Origin of the sequence: uncultured Photobacterium sp., from assembly GCF_947039875.1 — a bacterium.
Lineage (GTDB): Bacteria > Pseudomonadota > Gammaproteobacteria > Enterobacterales > Vibrionaceae > Photobacterium.
Map to the genome: position 1 here is coordinate 14895 of NZ_CAMRAN010000011.1, position 17323 is coordinate 32217.

15 protein-coding genes and 2 pseudogenes are annotated in these 17323 nt (G+C 41.4%); 16 read left to right on the forward strand and 1 reads right to left on the reverse strand.

Annotated elements, in window-relative coordinates; genetic code table 11:
* Window positions 1–11: 11 nt before the first annotated feature.
* The 7 genes from flgD (at window position 12) to flgJ (ending at window position 6873) form a co-directional block, all read left to right on the forward strand.
* The gene (gene flgD, locus Q0V26_RS05770; protein ID WP_080157009.1) at window positions 12–758 is read left to right on the forward strand and encodes a flagellar hook assembly protein FlgD; all 747 of its coding nucleotides are present in this window, start codon (window positions 12–14) and stop codon (window positions 756–758) included.
* Between the two features lie 6 nt (window positions 759–764).
* Entirely contained in the window at window positions 765–2150 is a 1386-nt protein-coding gene (flgE, locus tag Q0V26_RS05775; protein WP_297479166.1) for a flagellar hook protein FlgE, read from the forward strand.
* Window positions 2151–2308: 158 nt separating this feature from the next.
* Window positions 2309–3058, forward strand: a complete 750-nt coding sequence (gene flgF / locus Q0V26_RS05780) for a flagellar basal-body rod protein FlgF (RefSeq protein WP_107275300.1) — start codon at window positions 2309–2311, stop codon at window positions 3056–3058.
* Between the two features lie 19 nt (window positions 3059–3077).
* Window positions 3078–3866 carry a flagellar basal-body rod protein FlgG gene (gene flgG, locus Q0V26_RS05785; protein WP_080157004.1) on the forward strand — a complete coding sequence of 263 codons (789 nt, stop codon included), beginning with the start codon at window positions 3078–3080 and terminating at the stop codon, window positions 3864–3866.
* 91 nt (window positions 3867–3957) lie between these two features.
* A complete protein-coding gene (locus Q0V26_RS05790) occupies window positions 3958–4680 on the forward strand; it encodes a flagellar basal body L-ring protein FlgH (RefSeq protein WP_107275434.1) in 723 nt (240 codons plus the stop codon).
* A gap of 82 nt (window positions 4681–4762) precedes the next feature.
* Window positions 4763–5854 carry a flagellar basal body P-ring protein FlgI gene (locus tag Q0V26_RS05795; RefSeq protein WP_297479171.1) on the forward strand — a complete coding sequence of 364 codons (1092 nt, stop codon included), beginning with the start codon at window positions 4763–4765 and terminating at the stop codon, window positions 5852–5854.
* Window positions 5855–5871: 17 nt separating this feature from the next.
* On the forward strand, window positions 5872–6873 hold the full coding sequence (gene flgJ, locus Q0V26_RS05800; RefSeq protein ID WP_297479174.1) for a flagellar assembly peptidoglycan hydrolase FlgJ: 1002 nt from the start codon (window positions 5872–5874) through the stop codon (window positions 6871–6873).
* 113 nt (window positions 6874–6986) lie between these two features.
* Here flgJ and Q0V26_RS05805 read toward each other — a convergent pair whose 3' ends face one another.
* Complete coding sequence (locus tag Q0V26_RS05805) at window positions 6987–7172, reverse strand: flagellar hook protein (protein ID WP_080156999.1); 186 nt, start codon at window positions 7170–7172, stop codon at window positions 6987–6989.
* 248 nt (window positions 7173–7420) lie between these two features.
* Here Q0V26_RS05805 and flgK point away from each other — a divergent pair, with 248 nt between their 5' ends.
* The 9 genes and pseudogenes from flgK to Q0V26_RS05845 all read left to right on the forward strand — a co-directional run bounded on the left by flgK (window position 7421) and on the right by Q0V26_RS05845 (window position 17227).
* A complete protein-coding gene (gene flgK / locus Q0V26_RS05810) occupies window positions 7421–9370 on the forward strand; it encodes a flagellar hook-associated protein FlgK (protein ID WP_297479181.1) in 1950 nt (649 codons plus the stop codon).
* A gap of 12 nt (window positions 9371–9382) precedes the next feature.
* Window positions 9383–10639, forward strand: a complete 1257-nt coding sequence (gene flgL / locus Q0V26_RS05815; RefSeq protein WP_297479184.1) for a flagellar hook-associated protein FlgL — start codon at window positions 9383–9385, stop codon at window positions 10637–10639.
* A 443-nt stretch (window positions 10640–11082) separates the two neighbouring features.
* Window positions 11083–11547, forward strand: a pseudogene (locus Q0V26_RS17865) (flagellin); the annotation flags it as partial.
* A gap of 894 nt (window positions 11548–12441) precedes the next feature.
* Window positions 12442–12756 (forward strand): annotated as a pseudogene (locus Q0V26_RS17870) (flagellin); the annotation flags it as partial.
* A gap of 87 nt (window positions 12757–12843) precedes the next feature.
* Window positions 12844–13296, forward strand: coding sequence for a flagellar protein FlaG (locus tag Q0V26_RS05825; protein WP_297479190.1), 453 nt, complete (start codon window positions 12844–12846; stop codon window positions 13294–13296).
* A gap of 11 nt (window positions 13297–13307) precedes the next feature.
* The gene (gene fliD / locus Q0V26_RS05830) at window positions 13308–14750 is read left to right on the forward strand and encodes a flagellar filament capping protein FliD (RefSeq protein WP_297479193.1); all 1443 of its coding nucleotides are present in this window, start codon (window positions 13308–13310) and stop codon (window positions 14748–14750) included.
* 8 nt (window positions 14751–14758) lie between these two features.
* Complete coding sequence (locus Q0V26_RS05835; protein ID WP_297479195.1) at window positions 14759–15076, forward strand: flagellar biosynthesis protein FliS; 318 nt, start codon at window positions 14759–14761, stop codon at window positions 15074–15076.
* Between the two features lie 54 nt (window positions 15077–15130).
* Window positions 15131–15532, forward strand: coding sequence for a flagellar export chaperone FliS (gene fliS / locus Q0V26_RS05840; protein WP_297479197.1), 402 nt, complete (start codon window positions 15131–15133; stop codon window positions 15530–15532).
* A 249-nt stretch (window positions 15533–15781) separates the two neighbouring features.
* The gene (locus Q0V26_RS05845) at window positions 15782–17227 is read left to right on the forward strand and encodes a sigma-54 dependent transcriptional regulator (RefSeq protein WP_297479200.1); all 1446 of its coding nucleotides are present in this window, start codon (window positions 15782–15784) and stop codon (window positions 17225–17227) included.
* The last annotated feature ends 96 nt before the right edge of the window (window positions 17228–17323 follow it).

Consider the following 17323-nt stretch of genomic DNA (forward strand, 5'->3'; position numbering starts at 1 on the left):
GAGTTTGTGTTATGACAACCATTAACGGTGCAGGGCAATCTCTTTCTTATCTTGACCAGTTAAAAGGTATGCAAGATAAAAAGATTGCCCAAGAACAACCCACAACGGGCACTAATCAATTAAAACAAGACGATTTTTTATCGTTGTTAACTAAACAGTTAGCGCAACAAGATCCGTTTAAGCCAGTGGGTAATGATCAGATGATTGCTCAAATGGCATCTTTTGCGACTGTTGATGGCATCAATAAAATGAATGAACAATTTGGTTCACTCAATAGTGCTATGACATCAAACCAAGCGCTGCAAGCCTCATCGTTAGTTGGACAAGATGTGCTTATTCCAAGTGCATCGGCATTGAAAAACCATGACGGTGAAATGGCGGGTATGGTACGGATGCAACAAGGGGTCGATAACGCCATTCTGCGGGTTGAAAATGAGCAAGGGGTATTAGTAAAAACCATTACTCTAGGTGCAAAATCTGCAGGGGAACATCCGTTTGCATGGGATGGAAAAGACGATGCTGGTAATGTGATGCCACAAGGCAAATATAACTTTTCGGTATCGGGAACTGTTGGCGGCGAAAGCCAACAATTTGAAGTATTAACTCACGCTAATGTTAACAGTGTTTTATTAGGTAATAGTGACGGCAAAGTAATGTTAAATCTGGCGGGGGTGACCAAACCTGTCAACTTAGCCGAAGTTTTACAAATTGGTAAAAGTGCACAATCAGCGGCACCACTTAGTACACAACAAGGATAATTTACGATGAGCATGAATATCGCATTAAGTGGCTTGGGTGCTGCGCAAAAGGATTTAAATACCACCAGTAATAACATTGCCAACGCCAATACCTTTGGTTTTAAAGAGTCACGGGCAGAGTTTGGTGATGTGTACTCAAATTCCATCTTCTCAAACGCTAAAACCACCACTGGTGGTGGTGTACAAACTTCAACCGTGGCACAACAGTTCCATGAAGGTTCAAGCATTTATACCAATAACCCGTTAGATTTACGGGTATCTGGTGCGGGTTTTTTTGCGGTGGCAGATAATAAAAATGAAGCTGCAAACAGTAATTTAACCCGTAATGGTGCGTTTCAGTTAAACAATGAAAATGAATTAGTTAATGCGGAAGGAAAGTTTTTACTCGGTTATCCTGTTAATCAAGATTCAAATACTGTTGCTTCTTATGAGGCTAAATCTTTAAAAATTGATGATGTATTTGGACAGCCAACGGCGTCTAAAAATATCAAAGTTTCGCTTAACTTGCCCAATAAAGAAATGGTACCTAAAACGCAGCCATTTGATTTTACAAATAGTGACTCATTCAGTCGTTCTACCTCATCAACTATTTATGACTCACTCGGTAAGCCATATAAAATGACCACTTATTATGTGGCACAGTATGATCCTAATGCCGTAGCACCAGAATCAACCAATGCCAATACATGGGAGGTCTACCAAACCGTGACTGATAATAACGGTAAAGAAAAAGCATTAGATGCTAAAGCAGAGTCTTTACCTACGGGGTATTCAGTCGCAGGTGCAAATGGTCATCTGGGGTATATGATGAAGTTTGATGCTAATGGACAACCACTAAAAGCAACACCAGCAGTACCGCCTGACGCTGCTATTCCTGGAACACCATTAAATATTCAAATGGAAAGTTTTGCCGAGGCGGCTATTGATGTGGGTGGTGCGGATGGCACTCAAGCAATCACCATGAATTATGAAGATCCAACGCAGTATGCATCGGCGTTTGAAGTGCGTAAGTTTCAGGATGTTGATGGTGCATCAACAGGGTATTTATCTAAAGTGGATATCGATCCTGAAGGTAACATTATGGCGTCTTATTCAAACGGTAAAGATTTAGTTGTTGGTCGCGTGGCGATGGCTCGAGTTGCCAATGAGCAAGGGCTTACGCAACTTGGTGGTTCGCTATGGAATGCAACCCAAGAGTCGGGTGAAGTGGTGTGGGGGGATGCATCTCAAGGTTCATTTGGCGCCATCAAAAGTGGCACTCTAGAGCAATCAAATATTGATATGACTCAAGAGCTGGTGGATTTGATCAGTGCCCAGCGTAACTTCCAAGCCAGTTCTCGTGCCTTGGATGTTAATAACCAGCTACAACAAAATATTCTTCAGATCCGTTAATTTCAAATGCGTTAATTATTATTAATCGCTCGACGCCACCGTTATCGGTGGCGTTTTTGTATCTTCAGTTCTCAATTCTTAGCCGTTGTTATTCTTTACCCACATCTTGGCGTAGTTTTTGCTTTAAATCGGCTAATGCACAGAGGAGTGTCAAAAAAATGGATCGGGCGCTGTTTCTCGCTATGAGCGGGGCAAAACAAGATATGCAAGGCATGCGAGTACATGCCAATAACCTTGCTAACGTGAGCACTACAGGTTTTCGTGCTGACTTACAGCAAGCGCGTAGTATGCAGGCTTTTGGTGATGGAGTGCCGAGTCGTGTGTTTACTATGGCAGAGCGCACGGGCAATGATTTTGCTCAAGGTTCGATGATCAATACTGGGCGTGATCTTGATGTTGCGGTACAAGGTGATGGTTGGTTGGCTGTTCAAGATGCGGGTGGTCAAGAAGGATATACTCGCGCGGGACATCTTAACGTTGATCAGATGGGCATGCTGCAAAACAGTAATGGTCAGCTTGTTTTAGGGCGCAATGATAGCCCGATCTTTATTCCTCTGCCGATTAATAAAATTGAGATTAGTCAAGATGGTACGGTCTCAGTAATCCCTAAGGGAGCACCATCAGATGTGATGGTAACGGTTGATCGTATTAAGTTAGTCAAACCTGAAAATCGAAGTCTGTTTAAAGATACAGATGGTCTCTTTAAGGTGATTGGTAATCGTGATCCATTAGATGCCGATGCTAGCGTCAGTTTAGCTAAAGGCATGCTTGAAGGCAGTAATGTTAATGCGGTGGCCGAAATGACCAATATGATCGATTTACAGCGTCACTTTGAAATGCAAGTGAAGTTAATGAAAACAGCCGAAGAAATGGATAAATCTTCTTCTTCTCTGATGCGTATCAGCTAATTACTAAAGGACGATCATCATGCATCCAGCATTGTGGGTCAGTAAAACGGGTTTAGATGCCCAACAAACCAATATTTCAACCATTTCTAATAACTTAGCTAACGCATCAACCATAGGTTTTAAGAAAAGTCGCGCGGTTTTTGAAGATCTGTTTTATCAAAATATTAATCAGCCCGGCGGTAAATCAACTCAAGATACCACATCGCCAAGTGGCTTAATGCTGGGTGCAGGTTCAAAAGTGGTTGCGACTCAAAAAGTGTTTACTCAAGGTAATACGCAAACCACCAATAATGCCATGGATATGATGATCGAAGGCGATGGTTTTTTCCAAGTCTTACTGCCTGATGGCAATATTGGTTATACCCGTAATGGTCAATTTACGATTAACGATCAAGGTATTTTAGTCACCAGTGGTAGTGGTTATCCGGTGCAACCTGAAATTGTAGTGCCTGATAATGCGGTGGGTATTACTGTCGGTACTGATGGTGAAGTGTCGGCGCGTATTCGTGATCAACAAGAAAATGAAGTGCTAGGGCAATTAACCACCACCGATTTTATTAACCCCGCAGGTTTAGAGCCGATTGGACAAAATTTATTCTTACCCACAGGAGCCAGCGGTGATCCGCAAGAAGGTACACCTGGTTTAGAAGGTTTTGGCTCTATTCGTCAATCAATGCTTGAAACATCCAATGTCAATGTGACTGAAGAGCTAGTGAATATGATTGAAGCGCAGCGGGTCTATGAAATGAACTCCAAAGTGATTTCAACCGTTGATCAAATGTTGAGTTACGTTAATCAGCAACTATAAGTTTATTAGCTAGGAAATCGCTGTGAAAGTACATTCAAATCACCATGGATGCTGGCTATTGATTGCTCTTGTTTGTAGTTTAAGCGGGTGTATGTCAACGCCAGATTCAGTGGGCAGTGATATTGAAAAAGCCACCACTAATGTTGATGCTGTTGAAGGTAAACAGCCTGAATCAAAGAGTTTAATTGACCGTTTACGCGCGCGTGATGATGCTCAAATGAATGATCCGGCATGGAATCCGGTTCGACCGCAAGCTAAGCCTGAACATTATGCAACTGCAACCGGATCGTTATTTAATCAAGATCAAGCGCAAGATTTATATGATGACACCAAGCCGCGCGGTATTGGCGATATTGTGACAATCTTGCTTGAAGAAAAAACCACCGCGAAGAAAAATGCCAGTTCAGATCTTGATAAGAAAACCGATCTTCACATGAAACCGATAGAGTTAGGAGGTAAACCTGTCACTCTGCATGATTATACCCTGTCTTATGCGATGGCAAATAATAATACCTTTGAAGGATCAACATCGGCTGATCAAAGTAACAGCATTAAAGGTTCCATTTCTGTTGAAGTTATTGATGTGTTGAGTAATGGCAACTTAGTTATTCGCGGTGAGAAATGGTTAATGCTCAATACCGGTGAAGAATATATTCGTGTAAGCGGCAATATTCGTCCGGATGATATAGACCAAGATAACACTATTGCTTCAACCCGTATTTCTAATGCGCGCATTCAATATTCAGGCACAGGTGATAGGCAAGATGTTCAGCAGCAAAATTGGTTATCCCGCTTTTTTAATGTTGCTTTTTAATAGAACTTTTTAATCTCATTATTCATCTCGCCTTTGCATAAGGTTGGTTGCTTTATCGTTTTAACTTGTCTTGGAGAATCGCTTGAGAATTTCGACAATATGTTTACTGGCATTCACTTTCTTCGCCACAACTGTACAGGCGGCACGTATTAAAGATGTTGCAGCGGTTGCTGGCGTACGTAGTAACCAATTGGTCGGTTATGGCTTAGTCGTGGGTTTACCGGGAACTGGTGAAACTACCCCTTTTACTGAGCAAACCTTTAATGCAATGCTGCAAAATTTTGGGATTCAATTACCCGTCGGTACTAAACCTAAAACCAAAAATGTCGCGGCAGTTGCGGTGAATGCCACCTTACCTGCGTTTACTAAACAAGGGCAGACCATTGATATTACCGTGTCTTCGATTGGTTCAGCGAAAAGTTTACGTGGCGGCACATTATTACAAACGTTTCTAAAAGGCCTTGACGGTAAAGTGTATGCGATTGCACAAGGCAGTTTAGTGGTCGGCGGTTTTAGTGCTGAGGGCGCAGATGGTTCTAAAGTTGTTGGTAATACGCCTACCGTTGGTCGAATCACTAATGGTGCAATGGTTGAGCAAGAAGTTTCAAATCCCTTTGGCCGTGGTGATTATTTAACTTTTAATTTATATGAGTCTGATTTTACCACTGCACAACGAATGTCCGATTCGATTAATCAATTTTTAGGACCACAAATGGCGTCAGCTGTCGATGCGACTTCGATTCGTGTGCGTGCTCCACGTGATGTCAGTCAGCGCGTTGCGTTTTTATCGACCGTGGAAAATTTGGAATTTGATCCTGCTGAAGGCTCAGCCAAAATCATTGTTAATTCACGTACTGGCACCATTGTTATCGGACAACATGTCAAATTACGTCCAGCGGCAATTACCCATGGTGGCATGACGGTATCAATTAAAGAGAATCCACAAGTGAGTCAGCCTAATGCCTTTGCGGGTGGCGATACAGTGGTGGTGCCTAATTCTCAGATCACCGTTAATGAATCAGATGCACGCATGTTTAAATTTGAACCCGGAGTGACATTGGATGAATTAGTGCGAGCGGTCAATCAAGTTGGCGCGGCACCATCAGATTTGATGGCCATTTTACAAGCATTAAAACAAGCTGGTGCCATTGAAGGCCAGTTAATTATTATCTGATATTTAAGAGAGCGGCAATGAAACAAATAGAGCCTGGTTTTATTCATGATTTAAGTAGCCTTGATCGCCTACGGGCAGGCATTGGTGAGGATAAAAAAGGCTCTTTACGTGAGGCCGCGGTTCAATTTGAATCTATTTTTACGCAGATGTTATTTAAATCGATGCGTGAAGCCAATAGTGCGTTTGAATCCGATTTAATGAGCAGTAATAATGGCAAATTTTATCAACAAATGCATGACGAACAAATGTCGTCTCAGCTAAGTACCACAGGTAGTCTTGGGTTGGCAGATATGATTGTTAAGCAGTTAGGTGGTGAGCAACAAGATAATAGTCAGCACCAACCAACAACAGATTTATATCCACAACAACAGCCGCAGCCGTTTTTAATTCGTCCAATTAATACTGATGTGATTGCGTTGCCATTATCAGAGTCACCTGCCAGTAAGCTGAGTCCATCAGATAAGCAGCAATCACAGCCAACAATGCTCACTGTTATTGCCAAAACACAGCCAACGATAACCACAGAATCACCACTAAAACCAACTGAACCGACAAGTTTTTCCTCTGCAGAAGCATTTGTGAGTTATATGAAGCCTTATGCTCAGCGTGCAGCACGTGCGCTAGGTACTGATCCGTCATTATTGATTGCACAAGCAGCATTAGAAACTGGGTGGGGAAAGAAGGTGATTAATAATGCTCTGGGTTCAAGCAATAATTTATTTAATATTAAAGCGGATCCGCGTTGGCAGGGGCAAAAAGTTGCCACTAAGACATTAGAATTTCATGATGGTATTGCCGTACAAGAGCAAGCGGCGTTTCGATCTTATGATTCTTACCAACATAGCTTTGATGATTTTGTTAATTTCTTACAGCACAACCCGCGTTATTCAAAAGCATTAACGCACAGTAACCAGCCGCAGCAATTTATTCGTGAAATTCATCAAGCAGGGTATGCCACTGATCCGAATTACAGCAATAAGGTGTTAGCTGTCATGAAAAAAGTGCAGAGCTTATTGTGATACGTGGTTATTGTGATTAGGAATAGTAATCAAAGTTAATAGTAATCAAAGTTAATAGTGATCAAAGGGGGATAACAATAGCAGAATGAATCGTTAATACCGTAATAAAAATATCACACCACAATATCAATTAGACTTGATACCATCTTGATCAGATCATTACTCTCAAATAACGCTCCTTCCACTTCCTTATCAGACACTGGTTTTTTATCTTGCTTATCATCAACGCTATCGGTGATTAGTGGCACCACCACTTCTTTTATTGCGTAACCAATCAGTCCTGAAAGTAAAATATTCATTAACGATATCCTTTATTTTAGAGGTTGTTTTGCCATTGTTTTGCCATTGTTTTTGATGGTGTTTTATCTATATCGGCAGCAACGGCAAAAGTATAAGTAAATAAATACCAATTAACAGTATTTATTTAAACAATGACGTTAAAGATAGAATTTATTTAAAAGTGGTTCAGATCTTGCTTGTTGGCTGTAGCGTTATCGCACGATTGTTGCCGATAATGGTTTGAATTTTAGTGGGGAGCAAACAGGCGATGGCGGTAGATTTGATGCAAATTGGGGTGAGTGGCTTACGCACATCTCAAAAACAATTGGATGTGGCAAGCCATAATATTACCAACGTCAACACGCCAGGATATAGCCGCCAAGTTGTTGAACAAAAAGCCGATGATGCACAATGGAATGGTAATAGTTACTATGGTACTGGTGCTTATATTGATAATGTCAGTCGTGCTTATGATCAATTTGCTGCTCGCGAACTGACGCTTTCCACCACTCAACTAGAAGAAGCTAATGTTAAACAACAGCATTTAGCAATGTTGGATGATTTTACCTCTAAAAGTGCCGTTAATAGCGTTAACAGTATGAACGATTTTTATCATTCTGTGCGCTCTTTAGCTGATAATCCTAATGATCTAGGTAGTCGTCAAACGGTACTGGAACATGCCAATCAAGCCGCGGTGAACTTAAATAATGCCCATGAAACTCTAACCAATATTCGTACTGATGTTAATCAGCAATTGAGTGTCTCTTTAGAGCGGGTGAATGCATTAGGGCAAGAACTTGCCGCGGTCAATACCAGTTTGCAGCAACAATCTAGCAGCGATGGCAGTAATGATCTGTTTGATCAACAACGTACTCTGATTAATGAATTAGCCCAATATACGCAAGTGACCGTGTTGGCAGATAAAGGCAGTTTAGCTAATACGGTAATAATTGGTAGCGGTGATACCTTGGTGTCAGGTGTAAGTGCTTCACAACTTAAATTAGTCGATGGCGATCCTGATATTGCCAATAAACAAATCGCGTTAATTAATGGCAATAATAGTAAACCGATTAAAAGCGACACCATTGGTGGCAGCTTAGGTGCAATGCTGACAGTGCGTGATGATGTTATTGATAAGAGTTTGGATCAACTCGGACAAATGGCGCTTGGCTTTGGATCGCAAATGAACGATCTTCAACAACAAGGTGTTGATCTTAATGGTCAGCAAGGACAAGCGTTGTTCAATGATATTAATAGTCCGAATACGATGTCGCAACGGGCACTTAAACCCTTTGGTAGCAGTAGTGATATTAGCGTTAAAATTGATGATATTAATCAACTTAAAATCGGTGATTATCAATTAATCAGTGATGCAACCAGCCATACGCTGATTGATCAACAAGGTAATAAAACGGCCTTAACAGCAAATGCAAAAGGTAAATTTGAAGCGAAGGTTGATGGCTTAGAAATCACTATTAATCAACCACCCACGTTAATGGCTGGAGAAACTGAAACCACCATTATTCAACCTTTACGTCGTGGTGCCGCGGATATTTCACTGGCAATGACAGATCCTCGTGGGTTAGCGGGTCATCGTCAGTTAACCGCGATTGCGGCTGAATCCAATCTTGGCTCAGCAACCATCACCAAAGCGACTGCTGTACCTGATAATGCAGCTGGGCGCTATCAATTACAGTTAAATGCCGCGGGCGATCAAGTTACCGTTACTGACTTAAAAACCAATACCAATATTGAATTAGCGGATAATAAATATTCAGCTGAAAATGGCGCCACCATTGCTTTTAAAACGGGCGCTACTTCGTCAATTTCCGTTATGAGTTTATCTGCTGGCGCACAAGCTAACGACAGCTTTGAAATTGAACTGGGCGCTAAAAACTCTCAAGGTGGTAATGGCAATTTCTTAGCGATGCAGCAAGTCCAACATCAAAAGACCATGGCAGACGGTAAATCAAGTGTGATTGATTTATTTGAAGGTTTAGCCACTGATATTGGGATGCTCAAAAAAAATGCCGATAAATTAAGTGAAGTGAATCAGTTTGATTTCGATTCAGCCTCAGAGCGAGTGTCGAATTTATCAGGGGTTAACCTTGATGAAGAGGCCGCTAATCTAATGAAGTTCCAACAATCATATATGGCGTCATCACGGATTATGTCGGTGGCGAAAGAAACCTTTGATACCTTAATGCGCGCAGTATAACGAGGAGTTGTCATGATCAATCGCGTCTCAACCGCCAGTCAGTACCAAAATCTGACCTCCAACTTAATGCGTAAGCAAGGCGAACTGAATCAAACTAACGGTCAATTATCCAGTGGTAAGCGGGTCGAAACAGCGGGTGATGATCCAGTGTCATCGGTAACGATTCAAAACTACCGCCAACAGTTAACTCAAATCGATCAATATAATAGTGCCATCACCCTTGCAAATAATCGTCTGCAAACCATGGAAACCGCAATTTCTGGGGTTGAAGATAACCTTGGCGCAACCAAGCAAAAAGTACTTGGTATGATTAATGGTGCGATGGCAAGTGATGACCGCACTGCATTTAAAGATGAATTAATTAGCTTGCGTGATGGCTTACTTGAACTAGCCAATAGCCGTGATGAAGCCGGTAACTATGTGTTTGCGGGTAATCAATCTGACACTAAGCCGTTTATGGAAGCCACTGATGGCAGCATGGATTATCACGGCGATAGCCAGTCACGTTATGCTCAAATAGATAAATCAGTGAATGTAAAAACCAGTTTACCTGGGGATCAATTATTTACTGATGTCCCTAATAGTTACGGTGATTTTCGACCTGTCTTTAGCGATGGTGCTGATGGATTAACCGATGGCTCTAAACTGCATCTCCTTGCTGCGACTACCAGTGATTTTAGTTCAGCTGAAGCTATTGAAGTAAGTTTCAATGAAGTTGATATCGCAGCTGCAGATGGTACAACAACCAAAGAGATGCAATATAATTTAACCGTTGGGGGCAAAGTCGTCGCTGAAAATCAAGCTTATGATTCAGAACAAGGCATCGTTTATAAAGATCCTGCAGCTGCCGATAGTGCCACCCTTAATTTAAAATTTGGTGATATTAGCAGTGGCGATAATATTAGTTTAGAGCCAGCCCAAACGATCAATATTTTCGATTCGATTCAGAGTGCGATTGATAACGCAGAGCGTTCAACCTCATCCCCTGCGGCAGAAGCAAACTTACAACGAGTGATTGATGATCTCGACAGTGGTTTTGTGCATATGAACCAACAGCGTTCAGAAGTCGGCACCATTATGCAGCAGGTCGATCGCCAGTTAGAACAGCATCTTGATTTTGAGTTAACCCTAAATCAGGCGCAAAGTGGGTTAGAAGATCTCGATTACAGCAAAGCAATCATGGATATGAATCAACAAATGATGGCGCTGCAAGCCTCGCAGCAAGCGTTTGGGCAAACCAAGCAATTGTCATTGTTTAATTATATTTAGGGTTTTTAGGGGTGAGAGGTAAGAGCAGGGACGAGTTTGCTAGGGGCGAGGAAGAGCAGAATATAGGTAAGAGCAGGGACGAGTTTCGAGGAAGAGCAGAACAAAGAGTCCGTGGCAGACCATTATGCGTCATCTCGGAAGTCGAGGGACGAAGCTATCCGTGATCTACTCAACGCGTGCTTGAGCCTTAAAGACGCCAGTGAAAACCTATTAACAGATACCGCAACACATTCATTCTACAACGCGCTAATAGTAGATTCCCTATCGCGTTCGTAACCTCACTGTAGGGAATGACGGGGGTGCGTTAACCTCGCCTACAAAAACCTAAAAATAATCCTAAAGCTTCGCCAAAAGGTGCCGTTAACTTTAGCACTAAGTTAATTAAATCTCTTTTTAACCCGGCACCACGTCTGGGAAAGATCATACCAAGGAGTGTCACCTTTATGGCTATTACAATTAATACTAACGTAACAGCAATGACTGCCCAGCGTAACCTTAACAGTGCAAGTAGCAGTGTTGCAGACAGTATGGCAAAATTATCATCTGGTCTGCGTATTAACTCTGCAAAAGACGATGCTGCCGGTCTGCAAATTTCAAACCGTTTGACCAACCAAACTAATGGTCTAAACGTCGCAATGCGTAACGCTAATGATGGTGTGTCAATGGCACAAACGGCTGAAGGTGCGATGTCAGAATCAACCACTATCATGGAGCGTATGCGTGAGCTAGCTCTTCAATCTGCTAACGGTTCAAACTCTGATAAAGACCGTGACGCAATGCAGAAAGAAATGGGGGAATTGCAAAGCGAAATGAACCGTATCGCTGATACAACCAGTTTCGGTGGCCAAAACCTTCTTGATGGTTCATTTGGTTCAAAATCTTTCCAAATTGGCGCTAACTCTAATGAAACACAAAGCCTAGAGTTGATGGATGTATCAGCACATGCGATTGGTCGTGAAAGTTATGGTATTGAAGGTACTAATGCTTCAGCTATTCAAGTGACCAAAGGTGATGAACATGGTAAAGGCAAATTTGAACTTGAAGTTGATGGTACTAAGCATTCTTTTGATGTAACAAAAGACATGACTAAAGAAGACTTTGCGAACAAATTAAATAATATTGATGGTTTTAGTGGTATTGAAGTTAATGAAATAGCGATTAAAACTGAAGATGCAGTAACAACAGCTAAAAAGTCTACTTTAGATGTAACAATTGGAACTACAGCGGCTATGGTTGCTGGTGATAAGTTGACGTTAACAGTTGATGACGTTGAAATAGAGTTAACTCAAGCTCAATTAGCTGTAGTTAACGATAGTACAGCTGCTGATGGTGCACCAGAAAAAACAGCAAGGGATACATTAGTTGCAACTATCAACGAACAATTAAAAGCAGGTGGTTCTGATACTGTAATGTCTGCAAGCGGTAGTGCTGATGACGGTTTATCGGCAGGGTTCTCATTCGCTAAAGCGTCAGGTGAAGCTATTAATGTTGATGCAACATTAGTTACATCGACAGAAGATGTTTCAGTAAATGTTGGTGGTCAAGAGTTAAAGAAAGGGGCTGATGCTGCATCAACAACATTAAGTTTAGAAGGTATTCTGAGCACTGATGGTGTTGAAAAACAAGATGCAGTTTATGATACTCATTTTACTGTCGATTTTTCTAATGCTAAAATTGATACTGATGTAAAAGATATTTCATTTTCATCAACAGGTCACCCAAGTGAAGGAACTGCAGCTAAGCCAAGTGAGGCTGGAGAACCAGTTAATGGTAATCTAACGATTGGTACACAAAAAACAACAGAATCTGTAGCAAGCCTAGATCTATCAACTCAAGAAGGCGCACAAAACGCGATTGACGTACTTGATTCAGCAATGGAGCAAGTCGACTCAAAGCGTGCTGAAATCGGTGCGTTCCAAAACCGTATGACGCACACCATGAGCAACTTGGCGAACATCAACGAAAACGTTAATGCGTCAAACAGCCGTATCAAAGATGTTGATTTCGCCTCTGAAACTATCAACATGACCAAAGGTCAGATCCTGCAACAAGCGGGTACTTCTATCCTTGCGCAAGCAAAACAAATTCCACAAGCGGCACTTAGCCTACTAGGTTAATCAGCTCTAAATATCGTGCCCTGTTGATACTATCAGCAGGGCATTATTATATTTTAATCGCTAACAAATATGCTCAAGGAACTGGCTATGGCGATCACTTCTACTGCTGCTGTAACAGGACAATATACCGTGCTACCAACACCACTAAATAGTACGACTTCAGCGACGGTCAATACTATTAATCAGTCTAAATCTGATCCAACTTATAGTAAGTTACAACCTAGCGGCAAGCCATTGCCATTGATAACCGCGTTAACGGATGTTGATGATGTTAATCACCCTCTTGATGACAATCCGCTTAATTCATTTACGCCTGATCCTATTGCAGAGCAAGAACGTATTAAGCAGATTGAACAAGTATTACAACGATGTAACCGCAGTTTACGTTTCCACCAAGATGAGGAAACAGGCAAGCAGATAGCCACCATTGTTGATAATAAAACCGGTGATGTGATTCGCCAAGTTCCGGCACAAGAATTGCTAGAGTTAAACAAAAATTTAGCCAAGCATGCTCTGGGCTCTATCAGTAAAACAGTGTAGAGGACATAACTATGGGGTTAAGTGCTGCCGGAATGGCATCAGGGCTAGATATTGCAGGCATGACGCAGCAATTAGTTGCTGCTGAACGTAAACCAAAAGCGGATCGAATCACCACTCAGCAGAAACAAGTTAATGTTTCCCTCAGTGCTTATGGTCAGGTCAAATCATCTGTCAGCGCAATGCAATCAATGCTAGAAAAGTTTGGCAAAGATGAAGCCTTTAATGGTCAAAAAGCCACGTCTGATAACAATGATTATTTATCGATAAAAGCCACTGCTAAAGCCAAAAGTGGGGTATATAACATTAACATTCAGCAAATGGCACAATCACATAAATTGATGGGTAAAGAACTATTTAGCGCTGATCCAGAAGCCTCTCTTGGTAGTGGCGAAATGGTGATTAAGGTCGGTGATAAATCGATGACCTTAAATATCGGTGAAGACAATGATGATTTATCGTCAGTGGTTGATGCGATTAATAATGCTGAAGATAACCCCGGTGTTACCGCAACCTTAATCAATACTGGTGAAGAAGGCGGTTCAAAAATTGTATTTTCAACCAAAGAAACCGGTGAGAAAAATACCATTGAGATTGATACCTCTGCCATGACGGGGCAATTAGCATCACTTGCTTATAAAGACGGCATGGTGGACAGTAAAGTTGATGAGATGCAGGCAGCGCAAGATGCCAAAATCATGATCGATAACTTTACCACCGTGACCAGCAGTAATAACACCTTTGAAGATGTCATCGAAGGGGTAACGTTAGATCTTAAAAAGCTCACAGGCACATCGGGTTCCGAGGACCCTGAAACCGATGATATCGATGTTAAATCGGTAAAAATCACTATCGAAAATGATGAGAAAAGCACCAAAGATTCACTGAAATCGTTTGTTGATAGTTATAACAGCTTAATGGGCACCATTGATAAGTTAACTGGCTTTGATGCTGATAAAGAACCAGGTGATCCTAATCGGGCAGGGGCATTGAACGGTGATAGCTTAACCCGTTCAGTGACCACCCAAATGCGTAACTTACTCAATGAGCCGATTGAGATTAATGGCAAGCTGTATCAAATGTCTGATTTTGGGATTTCGATTCAGCGTGATGGCACCTTAGAGCTTGAAGAAGACAGCGATAAACTTGATGACATTATCAGTGAAAATTTTGCGGTTATCGGCCAATTTTTTGCTCAAGAAGATACGGGATTTCTAGCTAAAGCCGATAAGCTGTTAGACAGCTTTACTGATAAAACCGATGGTTCATTGTCTGTTAAAGAAGACACGTTAAAAGAGCGCCAAAAATCATTAGACGATGATATGACCGATCTTAATAAACGTATGGCCGCTTATGAAGATCGTACTTATAAACAGTTTTTAGCGATGGATGAAGCCATCGGTCAGATGAATAATCAACTCAGTAGCATGATGAGTTTGATGATGTCGTTTGATTAAGGATATTAATGCAGCCACTCATAATATTAGAGCAACTAACCCAATTAGAACACCAAATCGAACAATTATTACTCGCGGAAGATTACCCTGATGATTTTCCGCAGCAGCTTGAAAACTTAGTTGCTTTGCGTCATCAGCAAGTGGAAGTTGTGCTTAAACAAGCGGATTTATCACGGGCGGTATTTGATGACGTTGTTGCACGTACTCAGGCCATGAAAGCTTTATTACAACAACATAAAGATCGTATTGGTATGCAATTGGTACGATCGAAAAAAAGTCAAAAATCATTATCGCTCTACAGCAATATTCAACAACATGGCCAGTAATCTCTACACCAATGTTTATTGATAATGTTTCGCTATTAAATAAAGGATAACAACATGCGTGGTTCTCTTCAGGCATATAAGCAAGTTTCAGTGAATGCACAACTCGCCAGTGCCTCACCGCACCGTATCATTCAAATGTTATACGCTGGGGCGATAGAACGCCTTGTTCAGGGCAAAGCAGCGATGGAACAAGGTAATATTGCGGTTAAGTGTGAGCGTTTAACCAAAGCATTAGATATTGTACTAAGTCTGCGCGATTGTTTATCAATGGAAGATGGCGGTGATATCGCTAAAAACCTTGATGCACTTTATGATTTTATGGGCAGCGAGATTTCCCGCGCAAATGCTGAAAATGTGACTCAGCCGATTGATGATGTGATTGGTATGCTGCGTGAAATAAAGTCAGCTTGGGATCAAATTCCAACGGAATATCACTATCTTACTGAAACTAACTAACTGTTTTTTGTTGTCGGTAACCGTTATCAGTGTTATCGATAACTATTTTTTTAGCATTTTTAGTCATTAATTGGCATAAAACCTGATCAAATTCATTGTTATTTGTATTGGTGTCACAGCTTTTATACGTTGAATATTGCCTTATGGTGCACATTAATTACAATGTAGCTACTCTCTTCTTGATTGTTGTTCTATTCGTTACATTGAATATACCGTCAGGGTGTACTCTTATAAAGGCAATATCCATCTATGCACGGTTTAGTAAATACGCTTGTTATTGATGACGATCCACAGCAACGTCATGATTTAGGTGTCATCCTCAACTTTATGGGTGAACATCATAACGCGCTGGCATCACAAGATTTAACCGTGTCATTATGGGAACAGCCATGGGGTGTGTGCCTGTTGGGAACCATAACCCATACCAAAAGACTTAATAGCATTATTGATATGCTGAAAATGTATCCGCAGATCCCTGTGGTTGCATTAACTAATCATCATGAGTTATTGGCTGAATTGCCTAGTTATATTGGTGATCTTAAATTTCCTCTGCATTACAACCAACTCGCCGATGCCTTTCGTCATTGCCAAGAATATTTAGGTAAGCGTACTCACCAAGTACCATCGTTGGGCCGTAAGAGCATGCTATTTAGAAGCATGGTTGGCCGCAGTACAGCTATTAGTGATATTCGTCGTTTAGTTGAACAAGTGGCTGCTTGTGATGCTAGCGTGTTGATTTTAGGTGAATCAGGTACAGGTAAAGAGGTGGTTGCGCGTAATGTGCATTATCATTCTGAGCGTGGCAAAGGTCCATTTGTGCCGGTTAACTGCGGTGCTATTCCTGCTGATTTACTTGAAAGTGAATTATTTGGTCATGAAAAAGGGGCGTTTACAGGGGCAATTTCAACCCGTAAAGGCCGATTTGAATTAGCCGAAGGCGGTACTTTATTTTTAGATGAGATTGGTGATATGCCAATGTCGATGCAAGTGAAGTTATTACGCGTATTGCAAGAACGTAGCTTTGAACGTGTTGGCGGCAATCAAACCATTAAAGCGAATGTACGTATTGTGGCGGCAACCCACCGTGATCTGGATAAAATGATTGCCGAGAGATTGTTCCGTGAAGATTTATATTACCGCTTAAATGTATTCCCAATTGACATGCCAGCGTTGCGTGATCGTATCGAAGATATTCCATTATTATTACAAGAGCTGCTTACCCGTATGGAAGCAGAAGGTGCTAAACGGATCCACTTTACACCTCGTGCGATTGCATCATTAATGTTGCATGATTGGCCGGGCAATATTCGCGAATTGGCGAATTTGGTCGAACGATTAACGATTCTTTATCCTGGTGAAATGGTTGATGTTAATCATTTACCAATAAAATACCGTTATAGCCAGCTTCCTGATTTTGTGCCCGAAAGCAGTATGATGTCTATTGAAGAACAAGAACAGCAAGCGTTAGCAGATATGTTTGCGGTTGAAGAAACAGATACCGCATCATTAGGTAATGACTTACCGCCAGAAGGATTAAACCTTAAAGAGATGCTGGCTGAACTTGAAGTTGAAATGATTCGCCAAGCATTAGATGCACAATCAGGCGTTGTTGCACGTGCTGCTGACATGTTGGGTATGCGTCGTACAACGTTAGTAGAAAAAATGCGTAAATATGGATTATCGAAAGACAGTTAATTTACCTTAACTTGCTTTCAATATAAAAAAAGCCACTGCCATTAATTTGGCGGTGGCTTTTTTTATGTTGTTTTCAACATAATCGTTTAATCAATG